15 protein-coding genes, 1 tRNA gene and 1 pseudogene are annotated in these 16,411 nt (G+C 68.9%); 9 read left to right on the top strand and 8 right to left on the bottom strand.

The annotated features are described in order from the left end of the window. Nucleotides 1-3: 3 nt before the first annotated feature. Both QA861_RS06700 and QA861_RS06705 read right to left on the bottom strand, forming a co-directional pair. On the bottom strand, nucleotides 4-1,509 hold the full coding sequence (locus QA861_RS06700; protein WP_334587282.1) for an ABC transporter substrate-binding protein: 1,506 nt from the start codon (nucleotides 1,507-1,509) through the stop codon (nucleotides 4-6). A gap of 174 nt (nucleotides 1,510-1,683) precedes the next feature. Beyond that, the gene (locus tag QA861_RS06705; protein ID WP_334587283.1) at nucleotides 1,684-2,226 is read right to left on the bottom strand and encodes a GNAT family N-acetyltransferase; all 543 of its coding nucleotides are present in this window, start codon (nucleotides 2,224-2,226) and stop codon (nucleotides 1,684-1,686) included. 181 nt (nucleotides 2,227-2,407) lie between these two features. Between QA861_RS06705 and QA861_RS06710 the strand changes: the two genes are divergently transcribed. From QA861_RS06710 to sthA, 6 genes and pseudogenes are all read left to right on the top strand, one after another. After that, nucleotides 2,408-3,358: an ATP-binding protein gene (locus tag QA861_RS06710; protein WP_334587284.1), complete on the top strand. Its 951-nt coding sequence runs from the start codon at nucleotides 2,408-2,410 to the stop codon at nucleotides 3,356-3,358. A 125-nt stretch (nucleotides 3,359-3,483) separates the two neighbouring features. Further along, entirely contained in the window at nucleotides 3,484-3,876 is a 393-nt protein-coding gene (locus QA861_RS06715) for an SCO5389 family protein (RefSeq protein ID WP_334587285.1), read from the top strand. A gap of 204 nt (nucleotides 3,877-4,080) precedes the next feature. Then, a complete protein-coding gene (locus QA861_RS06720) occupies nucleotides 4,081-5,085 on the top strand; it encodes an RNA polymerase sigma factor (protein ID WP_334587286.1) in 1,005 nt (334 codons plus the stop codon). Nucleotides 5,086-5,180: 95 nt separating this feature from the next. Beyond that, nucleotides 5,181-5,438: pseudogene (locus QA861_RS06725) on the top strand (SbtR family transcriptional regulator); the annotation flags it as partial. 201 nt (nucleotides 5,439-5,639) lie between these two features. Then, entirely contained in the window at nucleotides 5,640-7,046 is a 1,407-nt protein-coding gene (locus QA861_RS06730) for a YhgE/Pip domain-containing protein (RefSeq protein ID WP_334587287.1), read from the top strand. Between the two features lie 71 nt (nucleotides 7,047-7,117). Further along, the gene (sthA, locus tag QA861_RS06735) at nucleotides 7,118-8,521 is read left to right on the top strand and encodes a Si-specific NAD(P)(+) transhydrogenase (RefSeq protein WP_334587288.1); all 1,404 of its coding nucleotides are present in this window, start codon (nucleotides 7,118-7,120) and stop codon (nucleotides 8,519-8,521) included. Between the two features lie 52 nt (nucleotides 8,522-8,573). Here sthA and QA861_RS06740 read toward each other — a convergent pair whose 3' ends face one another. Then, the gene (locus QA861_RS06740) at nucleotides 8,574-8,813 is read right to left on the bottom strand and encodes a DUF397 domain-containing protein (protein WP_334587289.1); all 240 of its coding nucleotides are present in this window, start codon (nucleotides 8,811-8,813) and stop codon (nucleotides 8,574-8,576) included. After that, entirely contained in the window at nucleotides 8,810-9,679 is an 870-nt protein-coding gene (locus QA861_RS06745; RefSeq protein ID WP_334587290.1) for a helix-turn-helix domain-containing protein, read from the bottom strand. The genes QA861_RS06740 and QA861_RS06745 overlap by 4 nt, the downstream gene beginning before the upstream one ends. A gap of 172 nt (nucleotides 9,680-9,851) precedes the next feature. Between QA861_RS06745 and QA861_RS06750 the strand changes: the two genes are divergently transcribed. Then, nucleotides 9,852-10,367 carry an ATP-binding protein gene (locus QA861_RS06750; protein WP_334587291.1) on the top strand — a complete coding sequence of 172 codons (516 nt, stop codon included), beginning with the start codon at nucleotides 9,852-9,854 and terminating at the stop codon, nucleotides 10,365-10,367. A gap of 126 nt (nucleotides 10,368-10,493) precedes the next feature. Here the strand turns inward: QA861_RS06750 and QA861_RS06755 are convergent. Then, nucleotides 10,494-10,578: transfer RNA gene (locus QA861_RS06755), tRNA-Leu, on the bottom strand. Nucleotides 10,579-10,718: 140 nt separating this feature from the next. After that, nucleotides 10,719-11,396, bottom strand: a complete 678-nt coding sequence (locus QA861_RS06760) for a GntR family transcriptional regulator (protein WP_443041551.1) — start codon at nucleotides 11,394-11,396, stop codon at nucleotides 10,719-10,721. A gap of 248 nt (nucleotides 11,397-11,644) precedes the next feature. On the opposite strand from QA861_RS06760, the gene QA861_RS06765 reads away from it, so the two are divergent. Together QA861_RS06765 and QA861_RS06770 are read left to right on the top strand one after the other, a co-directional pair. After that, complete coding sequence (locus QA861_RS06765) at nucleotides 11,645-12,616, top strand: 2-dehydropantoate 2-reductase (protein ID WP_334587293.1); 972 nt, start codon at nucleotides 11,645-11,647, stop codon at nucleotides 12,614-12,616. A gap of 165 nt (nucleotides 12,617-12,781) precedes the next feature. Beyond that, the gene (locus QA861_RS06770; RefSeq protein ID WP_334587294.1) at nucleotides 12,782-13,219 is read left to right on the top strand and encodes a PAS domain S-box protein; all 438 of its coding nucleotides are present in this window, start codon (nucleotides 12,782-12,784) and stop codon (nucleotides 13,217-13,219) included. A 104-nt stretch (nucleotides 13,220-13,323) separates the two neighbouring features. Here QA861_RS06770 and frc read toward each other — a convergent pair whose 3' ends face one another. Further along, nucleotides 13,324-14,580 (bottom strand): formyl-CoA transferase, encoded by a 1,257-nt coding sequence (gene frc / locus QA861_RS06775; protein WP_334587295.1) that lies wholly within the window; start codon nucleotides 14,578-14,580, stop codon nucleotides 13,324-13,326. 64 nt (nucleotides 14,581-14,644) lie between these two features. Next, complete coding sequence (oxc, locus tag QA861_RS06780; RefSeq protein ID WP_334587296.1) at nucleotides 14,645-16,393, bottom strand: oxalyl-CoA decarboxylase; 1,749 nt, start codon at nucleotides 16,391-16,393, stop codon at nucleotides 14,645-14,647. Nucleotides 16,394-16,411 lie beyond the last annotated feature (18 nt).

Genomic DNA, 16,411 nt, shown 5'->3' on the forward strand with positions numbered 1-16,411 from the left:
GGGTCAGCGCCGCGTTCCGGTACCGACCAGCGTGCGCTCGTACGGATCGAGGAGCACGCCCTGTACGTCGGCGTCGACGCCGGTGATGATCCGCTGGTGGACCAGCGGGACGACGGCGTCGGCGCCGAGGATGAGGGCTTCCGCCGCCATGGCCGCGTCCTGGCGCTCGGCGGTGTCCTCGACGCCCTCGGCCTTGGCGACGGCCCGGTCCACCTTCTTGTCGCAGAGCAGGGAGAGGTTGTAGCCGCCGTCGCAGGTGTAGTCGCTGGCGAGGACGGAGACAGGGTCGCCGGAGTCGAGCATGGTGTTGCGGGCGGCGACGACGGCGTCGAACTTGCCGGCCAGCAGGTCGCTTTCGAGGCGCGAGTACTCCCGTACCTCCAGCTTCACCCTGAACCCGGCCTTCTCCAGCTGCTGCTTCAACACCTGGGCGGCTTCGGGGAGTTCGGGCCGGTTGTCGTACGTGGCCAGGGTGACGGAAGTCCCGTCGGGCGCCGTCGCCTTCGCACGCGCGGCGGGCTGGACGCGCTTGCCCTCGGCCCAGGTGAGTGCGGGGCCGTAGATGCCCTGGCCGGCGTCGGCGTGGCCTTCGTAGACACCGTCGGCGAGGGCTGAGGTGTCCACGGCGGCGCGGGCGGCGGCGCGCAGTTTCGCCTCCTTGAAGACGCCGGACCTGGTGTTGAGGTGCAGGGAGGCGGTGCGTGCCGTGGCGGTCTCGCGACGGGTCGCCTTGTCGAGGGAGGCGGCCTGGGCGACGGGAATCGACTCCGCGATGTCGACCTCGCCGGTGCGCAGGGCGTTGGCGCGGGCGGTGCCGTCGGCGATGAACCGGGCGTCGATCCCGGCAGCCTGGGCGCGTCCCCCCCAGTAGTCGTCGAAGCGGTCGAGGGTCGCCGCGGTGGATCCGGTGGTCTTCGTCAGCTCGAAGGGCCCGGTGGCGGTACCGACCGGGTCGACGGCGCCCTTCTTCGCGAACGCCTTGGGCGCGAGGACGACGAGGCCTGGGCTGGACAGACGCAGCGGGAGCACGGGGTCGGGCTCGGCAGTGGTGACGGATATACGTCCGTCGGCGGCGGCCTTCGCGGTGAGGGTGACGCCGGTCAAGGCGGCGGGCTCGGGCTCGGCCCGGGTCGCGCGGGTGAGGGCGGCGGCGACGGTGGCCGCGGTGACATCGGTGCCGTCCTGGAAGCGCGCATCGCGCAGCGTGAACAGCCAGGTTCGGTCGTCCTCGCGGGTCCAGGACTCGGCGAGCGCGGGCGCGGCGGAGCCGTTGGCGTCGAGGGCGGTCAGACCTTCGGTGACGCCGAGGCGGCTGAGGAGGGTGGCGTCGGCACCGTACGGCGAGAGGTTCTCGGTGGGCGGGAAGGCGAGCGCGACCCGCAGCCGGGAGCCGGACCCGGCGTCGGACGACGAGTCGCTGCCGTCGTCGCCGCCAGAGGCGAAGCAGCCGGTGAGCAGCGGGGAGAGCAGCAGTCCGACGAGCAGTCGGCGACGGCGGGGGGTGCGCATGGTCCTCGGTTCCGTAAGAGGGAAGGGGTGGGGTGGCGCGGACGAGGGCCGCACAGAAACGGGAGCCTATCTGATAATCATTTCCAATAGCTAGTCCGACAGTCAGCCCGGGAGTCGGTCCGCGCCCGCCCGCCTGCGATCACCACCGACCGACCACCGACCGACCATCGCCGATCACCGGATCAGCGGAACCTCGAAGTGCACGACACTCTGCCCGCCACCCGCGCCCACACCTTCGCGCTCGTCGTGCACGACCTTGCCCAGCGACCGCCAGAAACCCTCCGCGCCGGTCACGGCCGGGTCCGTGTGCAGATACACGGCGCGGTAAGCGCCGTCGGCCGCCGCGAAGGCCAGGAGTTCGGCCACGAGCCGCCGGGCCAGACCACGCCTGCGGTGCTCGGGGCGGACGTACACCCGGCGCAACTGCGCGGTGGCGCCGGACGGATAGCGCTCGGCGACATGACGCGGGTTCGGCGGATGGAGGGGGCCACGCGAGTCGAGCGCCGCGGTGGCCACGACGTGCGCGTCACCCTCGTCGACCGCGACGAGGAGGGTATGACGGGCGGGCGCGAGATAGGCGGACGCCGGGTCGATGATGTCGCCGTGCCAGCGGGGCACGTAGCCCGTCCCGAAGTCCCGGTAGACGGTGTCGAGCATGACGGCTCGCGCGCCGTCGAGGTCGTCGGGGGTCGCAGCTCTGATGCAATAGTCACGCACCTGCACATCATATGCATTTATGTTGATCGAACAAACGATCGTCAATTCCCAACCCCCGCAGCCCGGTTGAGGGCGAGGTGATTTGACAGAGCCCAGGGCGCCGCATAAAAACTTGCCACATGACATTCATTTTCAAAACGGCTCGTAAAGAGTTGCTCCTGCCGCGAGGAGTGGCCCGGTAATGCGCGTCGCGTTCGTCGGCAAGGGCGGCAGCGGCAAGACCACGCTGTCCGCCCTGTTCTCCCGTCACCTCGCACGCTCCGGCGCCCCCGTGGTCGCCATCGACGGCGACATCAACCAGCATCTGGCCCAGGCGCTCGACCCGGTCGGCGGTGAGGCCTTCGCCGCGCCGCCGCTCAGTGCCCACCTCGGTGACATCAAGGACTTCCTGCGCGGTACCAACCCGCGTGTCGCGTCGCGCGAGGCCATGGTCAAGACGACCCCGGCCGGCCGGGGATCACGGCTGCTGCGCCCGCTCGGTGACGACGAGATCCACACCCGGCACGTCGAACGGGTGGGCGGCGTAGCGCTGATGGCGACCGGTGCCTTCGAGGAGAGCGACCTGGGCGTGGCCTGCTACCACTCCAAGCTGGGCGCGGTGGAGCTCTACCTCAACCATCTCGTCGACGGTCCCGGCGAGTACGTCGTCGTCGACATGACCGCCGGCGCGGACGCGTTCGCCTCCGGACTGTTCACCCGGTTCGACATGACGTTCCTGGTCGCCGAACCGACCCGCAAGGGCGTCTCCGTCTACCGCCAGTATCGCGACCACGCCCGCGAGTTCGGGATTCCGCTCGCGGTGATCGGCAACAAGGTCACCGGCGAGGACGACCTGCTCTTCCTCAAGGAGGAGACCGGCGGCGACCTGCTCACCCACCTCGTCCAGTCCAGTTGGGTGCGCGCCGCCGAACAGGGCCGCGATCAGGGCGAGTTGGAGCCACAGAACCTGCACGCACTGAACCTGCTCAGGGAAGCGGTCGACGCCCGCCCCAAGGACTGGGCCACCTTCCAGCGGCACGCCGTCGAGTTCCATCTGCGCAACGCCCGGGCGTGGGCGAACCGGGCGACGGGCCTGAACCTGGCCGAGCAGGTGGACCCGGAGTTCGTCCACGGGCCTGCCGCGCTCGCCTGACCCAGCCCGAGTCGCACCACCCGCACCACCCGCACCACCCGCGAAAACCCAAAAGCCCCAACCGACGAACGCACGAACGCACGAACGCACGAAGACCAGAGAACCAGAGAACAGGACACCCACACATGTCGCTCGACGTCTCCCCCCAGCTCCTCGCCGAAGCCGAGCAGGGTGACATCCGCGAGGACGACTTCATCGAAACCGTCCGCACCTCGCTCCCCTACGCCTACCAGCTCATCGCCGACCTCACTTCCGAACTCCAGGGCGGCACGGCCGAGTTCGCCGACAACCAGACCCCGCCGCCCTCTGAGAAGGAACGCGGCCAGCTGCTGCGGGCGCTGGCCAGCGACGCGATCCGGAGCAGTCTGGAGCGACACTTCGGCGTCGCGCTCGCCTTCCAGAACTGCCACCGGGTCGCGGCCTTCCACCCCGGTGCACAGAACGGCGCGACCTACGCCCGCTTCACCTCGCTCCGCTCGCAGATCCTCAACCAGTCGCCGGAGTTCCGCGACTGCTGACGCATGGGTGCCCTTCGCGCCCGACAGCGGTTCCCCGGGGGACGGAGAAAACCGGAATCCCCGGGGAATGATCGGCATCAGCCCGAGGGGCGGGTTCGGCGGCGGCCGGGTGATTGCCCGGGGGACTCCGGAACACGCGGGGGTCGTGCCTCGTTCTCCTACAGGGACGTTCCCGCGTGCACTCCTGGAGAGGAAGTGAGCACGATGGCGACCGATACCGAGGTGACCGACGTGTTCGACCCGGCCACCGAGGACGAGAGCGATGCTCCCCTCCCCCGGCTCAGCACCACGGGAGGCTCGGTCGACCAGGTGCGGGACTACCTCCGGCTCATCGCCCGGGTCCGGCTCCTCAGCGCCGAACAGGAGGTCGACCTCGCGAAACGGATCGAGGCCGGACTGTACGCGGAGCACAAGCTGCTGGACGACCCGCCCGAGGACCCCGTCCGCCGACGGGAGTTGGAGATCCTCGCCGGGGACGCGGAGCGCGCCAAGTCCCACCTCATCGAGGCGAACCTCCGCCTGGTCGTGTCCGTCGCCAAGCGGTACACGGGCCGCGGACTGCTGTTCCTGGACCTGGTCCAGGAGGGCAACACGGGCCTGATCAGGGCCGTCGAGAAGTTCGACTACACAAAGGGCTTCAAGTTCTCGACGTACGCGACCTGGTGGATCCGGCAGGCGATCTCACGCGCGCTGGCCGACCAGGGCCGGACCATCCGTATCCCCGTGCATCTGGTGGAGGTCATCAACCGGGTGGCCCGAACCCGCCGCGAGCTGATCCAGGACTCCGGGACGGAACCCACGCCGGAGGAGCTGGCGGACAAGGCAGGGGTCCCCGTGGAGCGGCTGCCGGAACTCGCCGCCTACACCAGGGAACCCGTCTCGCTGCACACCGCCCTCGGCGAGGACGGCGACGGCGAGTTCGGTGACCTGATCGAGGACAGGGACAGCGTCACGCCCACGCAGATGGTCACCTTCCTGCTCCTCCAGGAGACCATCCAGTCCATCCTCGCGGAGATGACCCCGCGAGAAGCCGGCATCATCGCCCTGCGCTACGGCCTGTTCGGCGGCCGGACCAGAACCCTGGAGGAGATCGGCCAGGTGTACGGCGTGACCCGCGAACGTATCCGCCAGATCGAGTCCAAGACGATGTCCAAGCTGCGCCACCCGTCCCGCTCCCAGGTGCTGAGGGACTACCTCGACGCCATGTGACCCGGCCCCGCCTGGAGGTCTTTCCAGGTCAGGCGGCGCCAAGTGCCGTACGCAGGGTGCTGATCGCCTGCGCGACGGCGGCCTCGGCGTCGTGGATGACGCCCTGGGCCGTCCGAGAGGCCCTCGACCACGAGTCGGAGATCTTCCTGGCCTGCCGGGAGTCGATGTACCAGGCGGGCGGCCCACTGTTCGAGCGGGCGCAGCTGGCCGGGGAGGCGCGTACCGACATGAGCTTCGACGACCTGGTACGCATGCTCGCCGGTATCACCTCGACGAACTTCCTCAACGACACCCAGCGCGACCGCGTCCCCGCGGTGGCCCTCGACGGGGTTCGCGTGCGCGTCGCCCCGTAGTCATACGTTCGTCGACTCCGGTTCGGCGAGTCGCTCGTGCGGCTGTGCGGCCGTACGCACGATCCTGACCGGGCGGACGCGACCACCCGGGTGCAGCCGGTACGGCGCAAGTCCGTACGATCCCGCCCAGGCCCAATCGGTCCCGTCTCACCTCTTCCCGCCCTGTCCTGCCCTGTCCCGTCCAGGAGCCACCGGAGCACCATGCCAGCCGACGACAGCACACCGAACAGCGACCCGTCCGACAGCCCGTCGAGTACGTCCAGTACTTCCAGCACATCTGGTGAATCCGATACCGCCAGTACATCCAGTACGTCACAGCCCCAGGCGTCCGTGGCCCCGGTGACCCCCGTCGTCGGTACGCAGGCACGCGCCACCGCGTTGCTGGGCCGCCCCAAGCTGTGGCTGCTCCCCACCGTCCTGACCGGGCTGCTCGCGCTGTTGCTGTCGCTGCTCTACATGGGCGGCATCGTGAGCCCCAACCGCGACCTGCACGACCTGCCCATCGGCATCGTCAACGCGGACCGGGGCGCGCCGCTGCCCGGGCAGAAGGAGAACCTGGGCGCCCAGATCATCCAGGCGATCACCACCGACACCTCCGGCGGCGACAAGGCGGAGTGGCGTGAACTGAGCCTCGCCCGGGCCCAGGACGAGCTGGACTCGGGCAAGATCTACGGCGCGCTGGTCGTACCCGACGGCTTCACCGCCTCGGTCGCCGCGCTGACCGGCACGAGCGCCACCGCCCGTCCGGCGCTGACCGTGCTCACCAACCCCGGCAAGGGCAGCCTCGGTTCGTCCCTCGCCAGTCAGATCACCACGCTGGCCGCGCACCAGGCCTCGCAGACCATCGGCGAGCAGCTGACGGCGAGCGCGAAGGGGGCCAGCGCCACGACGAAGCTGCTGCTGGCCGACCCGGTCACTGTCACCCCCCAGGTCGGTCACCCCATCGGCACCCACAGCGGCCTGGGTCTGAGCACCTTCTACTACACCCTGCTGCTCGTGCTGGCCGGATTCCTCGGCGCCAACGTCATCAGCAACGGGGTGGACACCTCCCTCGGCTACGCCGACAACGAGATCGGCCCCTGGCACACGCGCCGGCCCACCGTGCCCGTCAGCCGTACCCAGACGCTGCTGCTGAAGATGGGCATGACCGCCGGGATCACGCTTCTGAGCGTCTCCCTGATCATGGTCGCCACCGTCGGCATCCTCGGCATGGACGCCGACCACCTGCCCCTGCTCTGGCTGTACTCGTACTGCGCCACCCTCGCGGTCGGCCTCGGCGTCCAGGCCATCAACGCGGCGTTCGGGGGGATCGGGCAGCTCGTGTCGATGTTCGTGTTCATCGTCCTGGGCCTGCCCTCGTCCGGTGCGACGGTCCCGCTCCAGGCGGTCCCGGGCTTCTACCGCTTCCTGTCCGTCTTCGAGCCCATGCGCCAACTCGGCGACGGGGCCCGCGCGATCCTCTACTTCGACGCCCGAGGGGACGCCGGACTGACTCGCGCCTGGATCATGATCGCGGTCGGCGCCGCACTCGCGCTGCTCTTCGGCTTCGCGATGGCCCGCTACTACGACCGCAAGGGTCTCAAACGGCTCACTCCGCAGCCTTCCTAGGTCGAAGTGGGCGCCAAACGTTGCCCGTTCACCCTTCCGGGCGGTGGCCTCCGGCTGACAGACTCACCAGGGTGCCCGACTTCGACATGCTTGTCATAGGATCCGGCCCGGGCGGCCAGAAGGCTGCCATCGCGGCGGCCAAGCTCGGCCGCCGGGTCGCCGTCATCGACCGCCCCGACATGGTCGGTGGGGTCTCCATCCACACTGGCACCATCCCCTCCAAGACGCTGCGCGAGGCGGTGCTCTACCTCACCGGCCTCACCCAGCGTGATCTGTACGGCCAGAGCTACCGTCTCAAGGAGGACATCACCGTCGCCGACCTGACCGCGCGCACCTCGCACGTGGTCAGTCGCGAGGTCGACGTCATCCGCAGCCAGCTGTCCCGCAACCACGTCTCCCTGTTCGCCGGCACCGGCCGCTTCGTCGACGACCACACCGTGGCCCTGCACGAAGTGACCGGCAACGAACGGCTGTTGAGCGCCGAGCACATCGTCATCGCCACGGGGACCCGGCCGGCCCGGCCGGACACCGTCGAGTTCGACGACCGCACGATCATGGACTCCGACAACGTGCTCAACCTCGAAGGCGTCCCGCGTTCCATGGTCATCGTGGGTGCCGGGGTGATCGGCATGGAGTACGCCAGCATGTTCGCGGCCCTGGGCAGCAAGATCACGGTGGTCGAGAAGCGGGCCGGGATGCTCGACATGTGCGACGTCGAGGTGATCGAGTCCCTGAAGTACCACCTGCGGGACCTGGCGGTCACCTTCCGGTTCGGGGAGACGGTCGCGGCGGTGGAACGTCACTCCCGGGGCACCCTCACCGTCCTGGAGAGCGGCAAGAAGATCCCCGCCGACGCGGTGATGTACTCGGCGGGCCGACAGGGCCTCACCGACGACCTCGACCTCGACAAGGCCGGCTTGTCCGCCGACCGGCGTGGCCGGATCACGGTCGACGAGCACTACCGCACCGAGGTGCCGCACATCTACGCCGTCGGCGACGTCATCGGCTTCCCGGCCCTCGCCGCGACCTCGATGGAACAGGGCAGGGCGGCGGCGTACCACGCGTGCGGCGAACCGGTCGACGGGATGCACAACCTCCAGCCCATCGGTATCTACACCATCCCCGAGATCAGCTTCATCGGCCGCACCGAGGACCAACTCACCGAGGAGAGCATCCCGTTCGAGGTGGGCATCTCCCGCTACCGCGAACTGGCCCGGGGCCAGATCATCGGCGACTCCCACGGCATGCTCAAGCTGCTGGTCTGCCCGGAGACCCGCAAACTCCTCGGCGTCCACTGCTTCGGCACGGGAGCGACCGAACTGATCCATATCGGCCAGTCCGTGATGGGCTGCGGCGGCACGGTCGACTACCTGGTCAACGCGGTCTTCAACTACCCGACGCTCGCGGAGTCCTACAAGGTGGCGGCTCTGGACGCGACGAACAAGCTGCGGCAGATCGACAGGTTGCGGGACTGAGTAACGCCGTAGCGCCGTGACGCCGTCGTGCGGCTGAGCCTGCCCGAGAGGCTCAGCCGTGCGCGGCGTACCGCACGAACGAGGTCCAGCCGTCCGGCCCGACCGTGAAATGGGGGCGCGTCAGGTCCTTGGAGTCCCTTACGCAGATGACTTGTTGGGCACGAGCCACCTCTACGCAGCTGTCACCCTGGCTACCGCTGTAGCTGGACTTGAACCAGGCGACCTCGACGCAGTCGTCGCCCTGGGTGCCGCTGTAGCTGGACTTGAACCAGGCGAGTTCCGTCATGCTCATAGCTCTCCTCGCATTCTCTCCAACAAACCCCGCGAGACGTGGGGGTTCAGGGCCTGCGAACGCAGTGTGTCATAGCCCTGATAGAGGAGGCTCACCTCTTTCGCGCCGCTGATCAGGCGCCCGTTCTGCTGTCCTTCCGAGTACGCGAGCCGCCGACGCTCAGGAGTCTCCAGCAGCCGCACGGGGCCGTCCAGACACGCGTGGAACTCGGCATCCAGCGGCATGACTTGAAGCGTCACGTTGCGCGGTGCACTCAGCTCCAGCACATGGTCGAGCAGGCCCCGGGTCACCTCGATGCCACCCAGCCGACGCCGAAAGAGATGCTCCTCCACGATGAAGCTGAACGGGACGTTCGGCCTCTCGCGCAACAGCTTCTGCCGTTCCAGGCGAGCGACGACCTGGGCCTCCAACTGCTCGTCCGACAGCGGCGGAATGCTGTTGCCGAACACCGCGCGCGCATACCCCTCCGACTGCAACAAACCCGGCACCAGCCGACACTCGTACGTACACAGGCTCACCGCGACCCGCTCCAGCCGAGCCCACCGCCGGAACCAGGCCGCCAGCCCCGCATCCCCCCGCGTGAGGAACTTCGCCGACTTCCGCAGCGCCCCCGTGTTCCCCGTGGCCTCCTCCCCCCGCTCCACAAACGCCTCGTCCGCCATCCGTCGCCCCAACTCCACCGACTCCACGGTGTGTTTGGAGTACCGGACCAGCTCCGCGAACTCGGCCCTGCTGTGCCCGGCGTGTTCGCGCAGGGCCTGGACGACGGCCCCGAAGGTCCGCAGACTGTCGGAGGGATCGGGCTCCCGCTCCACCTCACCGACCGCCGACTCGTCGCCGTCCATGCTCTCCGTACCGTCGGTCATGCGCGGCCACCTCCAGGTGTGTACGTACGACTGTTCCTCGATCGACCCGCGATCGACTCACCCAGCGTGACGGCAAGATCGACGTACCGTCTACAGAATGTCCCCGTACGCTGACGCACCGTACGGGCCGTACCCCTGGAACGCGCCCCCGCGCGCCCGCCACGGTTGCCCCATGAGTGCCCCCGCATCCCAAATTCCGGCTACCGTACACACTTTCGCCCAGCGTCTGTCCTCCACACGTCGTGGCGCCCGCCTCGCCCGACTGCTCGCCGTGGAGCGACTCCAGGCGTGGCAGGTGTCACCCGCCGTAACCGAACGCGTCGAACAGATCGTCGCCGAACTCGCGGCGAACGCCGTGCTGCACGGCCGCGTACAGGGCCGGGACTTCCAGGTAGCTCTGACGCTCGACGTGCCGACCGGTACCGTACGCATCTCGGTCACCGACGCGCGCGGCGAGCAACTGCCCGTACTGCGCGCGGACTTCGAGACACCGGTGGACACCGAGTCGGGCCTCGGCCTACTCCTGGTCGCCGCCCTCGCCGACCACTGGGACACACAGCCGTATCCGCCGGGCGGCAAGACGATCTGGGCGGAAGTCCGCCCCCGTCCAAGCTCCGCCGCCCCCGCCGCCCCCGCCGCCCCCGCCGCCCCCGCCGCCCCCGCCGCCGCCGCGACGATCGCACGATGATCTCGCCCAGCTCCTCGTTCGCCGCCCGCCGGGTTCCGCCTCAACTCCTGGTGGCGGCACGAAAAAAGCACCCGCTCCCGGCCGTAAGCCGGAGGCGGGTGCCTCTTTGTGTGCTGTGTTGCTGTGTGTCCGAGGGGGGACTTGAACCCCCACGCCCGATAAAGGGCACTAGCACCTCAAGCTAGCGCGTCTGCCATTCCGCCACCCGGACCAGGTGTCTGTCGCTTCAGGGGTGTTCCCGGCGGCGACATGACCAACAATACCAAGCTTTCGGACTGGCTTTCACCTGCATATCTCTCACCGCGAGCGACGAGGCGGCTACGGGATGCCCAGGTCCGAGGCTAGTTCTGGCTACTTCTTCTCCCGGTCGTGGTACATCTTCCGCGTGTGTTCCGTGTGGGCCCGCATGACCTCGGTCGCGCGCTGCCCGTCGCGGTCCGCGATCGCCGCTATCAGGTCGCGATGCTCGATCCACGACTGCCGACCGCGCTGCCGGGCGACCGGCGTGTAGTACCAGCGCACCCGGCGGTCGACCTGAGCCGCCAGCTCGGCGAGGACCGTGTTGCCGGCCAGCTCCATGATCTTCGCGTGCAGGCGGGCATTTATGGCGACCGCGGCGTCCACGTCGTCGGCGGCGACCGCGCGCTCGCCCTCGGCGCACATCTCCTCCAGCACCGCGATGGCCGAGGCGCTCGCGTTGGTGGCGGCGAGGCGGGCGGCCTCGGCCTCCAACAGGGTTCGCACGGTGAGGAGTTGGTCCGCCTCCGCCTCGGTCGGTTCGTGCACGAAGGCACCCTGCGCGGGCCGCAGATCGACCCAGCCGTCCGCGTTCAGCCGCTGGAGCGCCTCACGCACCGGCTGCCGTGAGACCCCGAGATGCCCGGCGAGTTCGCTCTCGACGAGATGCTGCCCGGGCTGCAGGGCACGGGTGGTGATCAGTTCGAGCAGGGCCTCGTACACCCGGTCGCGCAACGGTCCGGGGCGTTCGAGCTTGGGCACCGCGCCCTGCGGCAGTCCTGTCGTCGACAACATCACAGCCCCTCCTCCGCAGCGTCGTCGCCACGCGCGTGAGAGCCAAGTATGGATTGGCTTTCGCCTACAGTCTACGGCGCACAAAGGCCCGGAAACCCAGCTCACCCCGGGCGGGTGGCCGCACGGGTGGCCGCGCGGGTCCCCACCCGAACCCTTGCTGGCAGCAATTCCATCCTGTAGACAATATTTCGTCGACACTTTTCGACAGTTCCGCGGTACACCCTCGACCGAACGGAGCGCCACCAGTGAAAGTCGCCATCCTCGGCGCCGGAGCCATCGGCGCCTATGTCGGCGCCGCCCTGCACCAAGCAGGCGCCGACGTCCATCTCGTCGCCCGTGGACCGCACCTCGCGGCCATGAGGCGACACGGTGTACGGGTGCTCAGCCCCCGCGGTGATTTCACCGCCAACACCCACGCCACCGACAACCCCGCCGACATCGGCCCCGTCGACTACGTCTTTCTCGGGCTCAAGGCAAACTCGTACGCGGCGTGCGGGCCGCTCATCGAGCCGCTGCTCCACGAGTCCACCGCCGTCATCGCCGCCCAGAACGGCATCCCGTGGTGGTACTTCCACCACCACGGCGGACCTCACGACGGTCATCGCATCGAGAGTGTGGACCCCGGCGGCGCGGTCAGTGCGGTGCTCGCGCCCGAGCGGGCCATCGGCTGCGTCGTGTACGCGGCGACCGAGCTGGAAGGGCCGGGCGTCGTCAGGCACCTGGAGGGCACCCGGTTCTCCATCGGCGAACCGGACCGCACCCTCTCCCCGCGCTGCCAGGCCTTCAGCGAGGCCATGCAGGCCGGCGGACTGAAATGTCCCGTCGAGCCGGACCTGCGCAACGACATCTGGCTCAAACTCCTCGGCAACATCTCCTTCAACCCCATCAGCGCGCTCGCTCGCGCCACGATGCGCCAGATGTGCCACCACGGCGGCACCCGTCAGGTCATCCAGACGATGATGGAAGAGACCCTCGCCGTGGCCGAAGCGCTCAACTGCCGTATCGGCATCTCCATCGAACGCCGCCTGGCCGGCGCCGAACGAGTGGGCGACCACCGCACCTCCACCCTCCAGGACCTCGAACGAGGCAAACCCCTCGAACTCGACGTCCTCCTGACCGCCGTCATCGAACTCGCCGAAAACACCGGCGTCGACGTCCCCACCCTCCGGACCGTCCACGCGATCAGCGACCTCCTCGCCCTGGGCACCGCCGCATGATGCCGGAGTAGAAGTCGAGGCGCGGGCAACTGGCAAAGGCGGGACCCCCGGTGGTGCCGGGGCTCCCGCCTTTGCCAGTTGCCGCATGGATTCTGTATACGATCCATCTGTATACTGTCGCCCTGCATGCGTTCAGTTGTCCAACTGCCCCAGCGCGGAGGCGACATGGAAGATCTGGATCCCGAGGTGGTGCTGGGAATGGCCGCCCAGGCGACCGACGGCATAGTGATCATCGACGGCGAAGGACTGATCCGCTTCTGGAACCGGGGCGCTGAGCGCATCTTCGGGTTCTCGGCGGGCGACGTGGACGGTCGCAGTCTGGACGTCATCATCCCGGAGCGACACCGCAAGCGTCACTGGGACGGCTTCCAGGAGGCCATGGACCGGGGCACGACCAAGTACGGCGACGCAGATCTGCTGAACGTTCCGGCGCTGGCGGCGGACGGCCGCAAGCTGTCCATCGAGTTCAGCGTGGTACTCCTGCCTGCCCCCGACGGCAGCACGTACGTCGGTGCGGTGATCCGGGACGTCACCGCACGCCGCGAGCGCGAGCGGGAGCGGGAGTTGCTGCGGCGGCGGGCCGAGGCCGAGGCGACGGCCTGAACTCGCCGGACGGACGCGGAAGCGGCCGTGACCCGAGGGTCACGGCCGCTTCCGCGTCCGCAGGTCTCGTGGGACCCGGCCTCGTCGGACCCGGTCGCGTCGGGTCAGACGATGACGCCGCTCTCCTTCAGCCGGCCGATGGTCGCCTCGTCGTAGCCGAGTTCGACCAGCACCTCGGAGCTGTGCTCACCCAGCAGCGGGGCGCCGGCGATGTCCGGCTTGAAGGAGGAGAACTTCACCGGGCTGCCGACGGTCAGGTACGTACCCCGGCCCTTCTGCTCGACCTCGACGACCGTGCCGCTCTTGCGCAGGTCCTCGTCGTAGGCCAGCTCCTTCATGCTCATGACCGGGGCGCAGGGCACCTCCCACTCACGCAGGATGTTGACCGCCTCGTACTTGGTCTTGTCCGCGAGCCACTTCTCGATCTCGTCGAAGATCTCGAAGATGTGCGACTGGCGGGCGCGCGCGGTGGCGTACTCCGCGTCCTCGGCCCACTCGGGACGGCCGATCACCTCGGCGGTGCGCTTCCAGTTCTGCTCCTGGACGGTGAAGTAGATGTACGCGTTCGGGTCGGTCTCCCAGCCCTTGCACTTGAGCACCCACCCGGGCTGCCCACCGCCGCCCGCGTTGCCGCCGCGCGGTACGGCGTCGCCGAACTCGCCGTTCGGGTACTGCGGGTACTCCTCCAGGTGGCCGACCCGCTCCAGGCGCTGCTGGTCGCGCAGCTTGACCCGGCACAGGTTGAGTACGGCGTCCTGCATGGAGACGGAGACCTTCTGTCCCCTGCCCGTCCTGCCCCGGTCGATGATCGCAGTGAGGATGCCGATCGCCAGGTGCATCCCGGTGTTCGTGTCGCCGAGGGCGCCGCCGGAGATGGTCGGCGGGCCGTCCCAGAAGCCGGTGGTGGACGCGGCGCCGCCCGCGCACTGGGCGACGTTCTCGTAGACCTTGAGATCGTTCCAGGACGAGTCGTCGTTGAAGCCCTTGACCGAGCCGAATATCAGGCGCGGGTTGAGTTCCTGGATACGCTCCCAGGTCAGGCCCATGCGGTCCAGGGCGCCGGGGGCGAAGTTCTCCACCAGTACGTCGGCGTCGGTGATGAGCTTCTCCAGCACCTCCAGGCCCTCGGCGGTCTTGGTGTTGATGGCGAGGGAGCGCTTGTTGCTGTTGAGCATCGTGAAGTACAGCGCGTCGAGGTCCTCGATGTCCCGCAGCTGCTGGCGGGTGACGTCGCCGCCGTTGGGACGCTCCACCTTCAGGACGTCGGCACCGAACCAGGCGAGCAACTGTGTGCAGGCGGGACCGGCCTGGACCCCGGTGAAGTCGATCACCTTGATTCCGGCGAGCGGCTTTTCACTCATGTCTGCATCCTTTTCGTGAACGTACGTGAACGGAGCGGGAGTTCGAGACACAGAAGGGTCAGGGTCACTTCTTCGCGGCCGTGATGTTGCCGACGGTGATGCCCTTGGGGTTGAGGTGCGAGATGTGGCCGCTCTCGGTGCCGGCCGAGGGGTCGATCACGCAGTCGATGAGGGCCGGGCCGCCCGAGGCCAGCGCCTCCGTGAGGGCGACGGTGACCTCGGCGGGGGTGGTCGCGCGGTAGCCCTTGCCGCCGAACGCCTCGATCAGGAGGTCGTGGCGGGCCGCGCCCATAAGGGTCGTCGGCGAGGGGGCGTCGTCGTACGGGTTGACGTCGTCGCCCCGGTAGACGCCGCCGTTGTTCATGATCACGGTGATGACGGGCAGGTTGTAGCGGCAGATCGTCTCGATCTCGATGCCGCTGAACCCGAAGGCGCTGTCGCCCTCGACGGCGATGACCGGTGCGCCGCTCTCGACGGCGGCCGCGATGGCGTAACCCATCCCGATGCCCATGACACCCCAGGTGCCGCTGTCGAGGCGGTGGCGCGGTACGTGCATGTCGATGACGTTGCGCGCGATGTCCAGGGCGTTGGCGCCCTCGTTGACGATGTACGTCTCCGGTCGCGCGCGCACGACGTCGCGTACGGCCTTCAGGGCGCCCATGAACTGCATGGGGTGCGGGTCGGCTTCGAGACGCACCGCCATCTTGGCCACGTTCTGCGCCGAGCGGGCACCCAGTTCCTCGCGCCAGGCCGAAGGGGCCGTGATCCGGCCGGGTTTGGTCCGGTCGGCGAGTGCTTCGAGCACCGAGTCGATGTCGCCGACGAGCGGGGCGGCGATGGGCTGGTTGCTGTCGATCTCCTTGGAGTCGATGTCGATCTGAATGAACTTGGCGTCGGGGTTCCAGCCCGTCCGGCCATGGCCCAGCAGCCAGTTGAGGCGGGCGCCGATCAGCATCACGACGTCGGCCTTCTTCAGCGCCAGGGAGCGTGCGGTGGCCGCCGACTGCGGGTGGTCGTCGGGCAGCAGGCCCTTGGCCATCGACATCGGTACGTACGGGATGCCGGTGGACTCGATGAACTCGCGGACCCGGTCGTCGGCCTGCGCGTAGGCGGCGCCCTTGCCCAGGACGACCAACGGCCGCTCGGCGCCTGCCAGTAGCTCGATCGCGCGATCCACGGCCTCCGGCGCCGGCAGCTGGCGCGGGGCGGGGTCGACGAGACGGCTCAGCGTCTTCGCGCCATCCGCGGCGGGCATGATGGCGCCGAGCACGGCTGCGGGAATGTCGAGGTAGACGCCGCCGGGGCGCCCGGAGATCGCGGTGCGCAGGGCGCGGGCGATGCCCCGGCCGATGTCCTCGACGCGGCTGACCCGGTAGGCGGCCTTCACGAAGGGCTGCGCGGCGGCGAGTTGGTCCATCTCCTCGTAGTCGCCCTGTTTGAGGTCGACGAGGTGGCGTTCGCTGGAGCCGGAGATCTGGACCATCGGGAAGCAGTTGGTGGTCGCGTTGGCCAGGGCGACCAGACCGTTGAGGAAGCCGGGCGCCGACACGGTCAGTGCCACGCCGGGCTTCTTGTTGAGGTAGCCGGCCGCCGCAGCCGCGTGTCCGGCGTTGCTCTCGTGCCGGAAGCCGATGTAACGGATGCCCTGCGCCTGGGCGAGGCGGGCCAGGTCGGTGATCGGGATGCCGACCACGCCGTAGATGGTGTCGACGTCGTTCATCTTGAGCGCGTCGACGACCAGGTGGTACCCGTCGGTGAGCTCGGTCGGAACGTCGGCTGCTGCCGCGGTCTCCAGGGGCGAGGGGGCGGTCATGGTCCGAGGTCCTCCTTG

The sequence above is a fragment of the Streptomyces sp. B21-083 genome, assembly GCF_036898825.1.
In the GTDB taxonomy this organism is placed as follows: Bacteria; Actinomycetota; Actinomycetes; order Streptomycetales; family Streptomycetaceae; genus Streptomyces.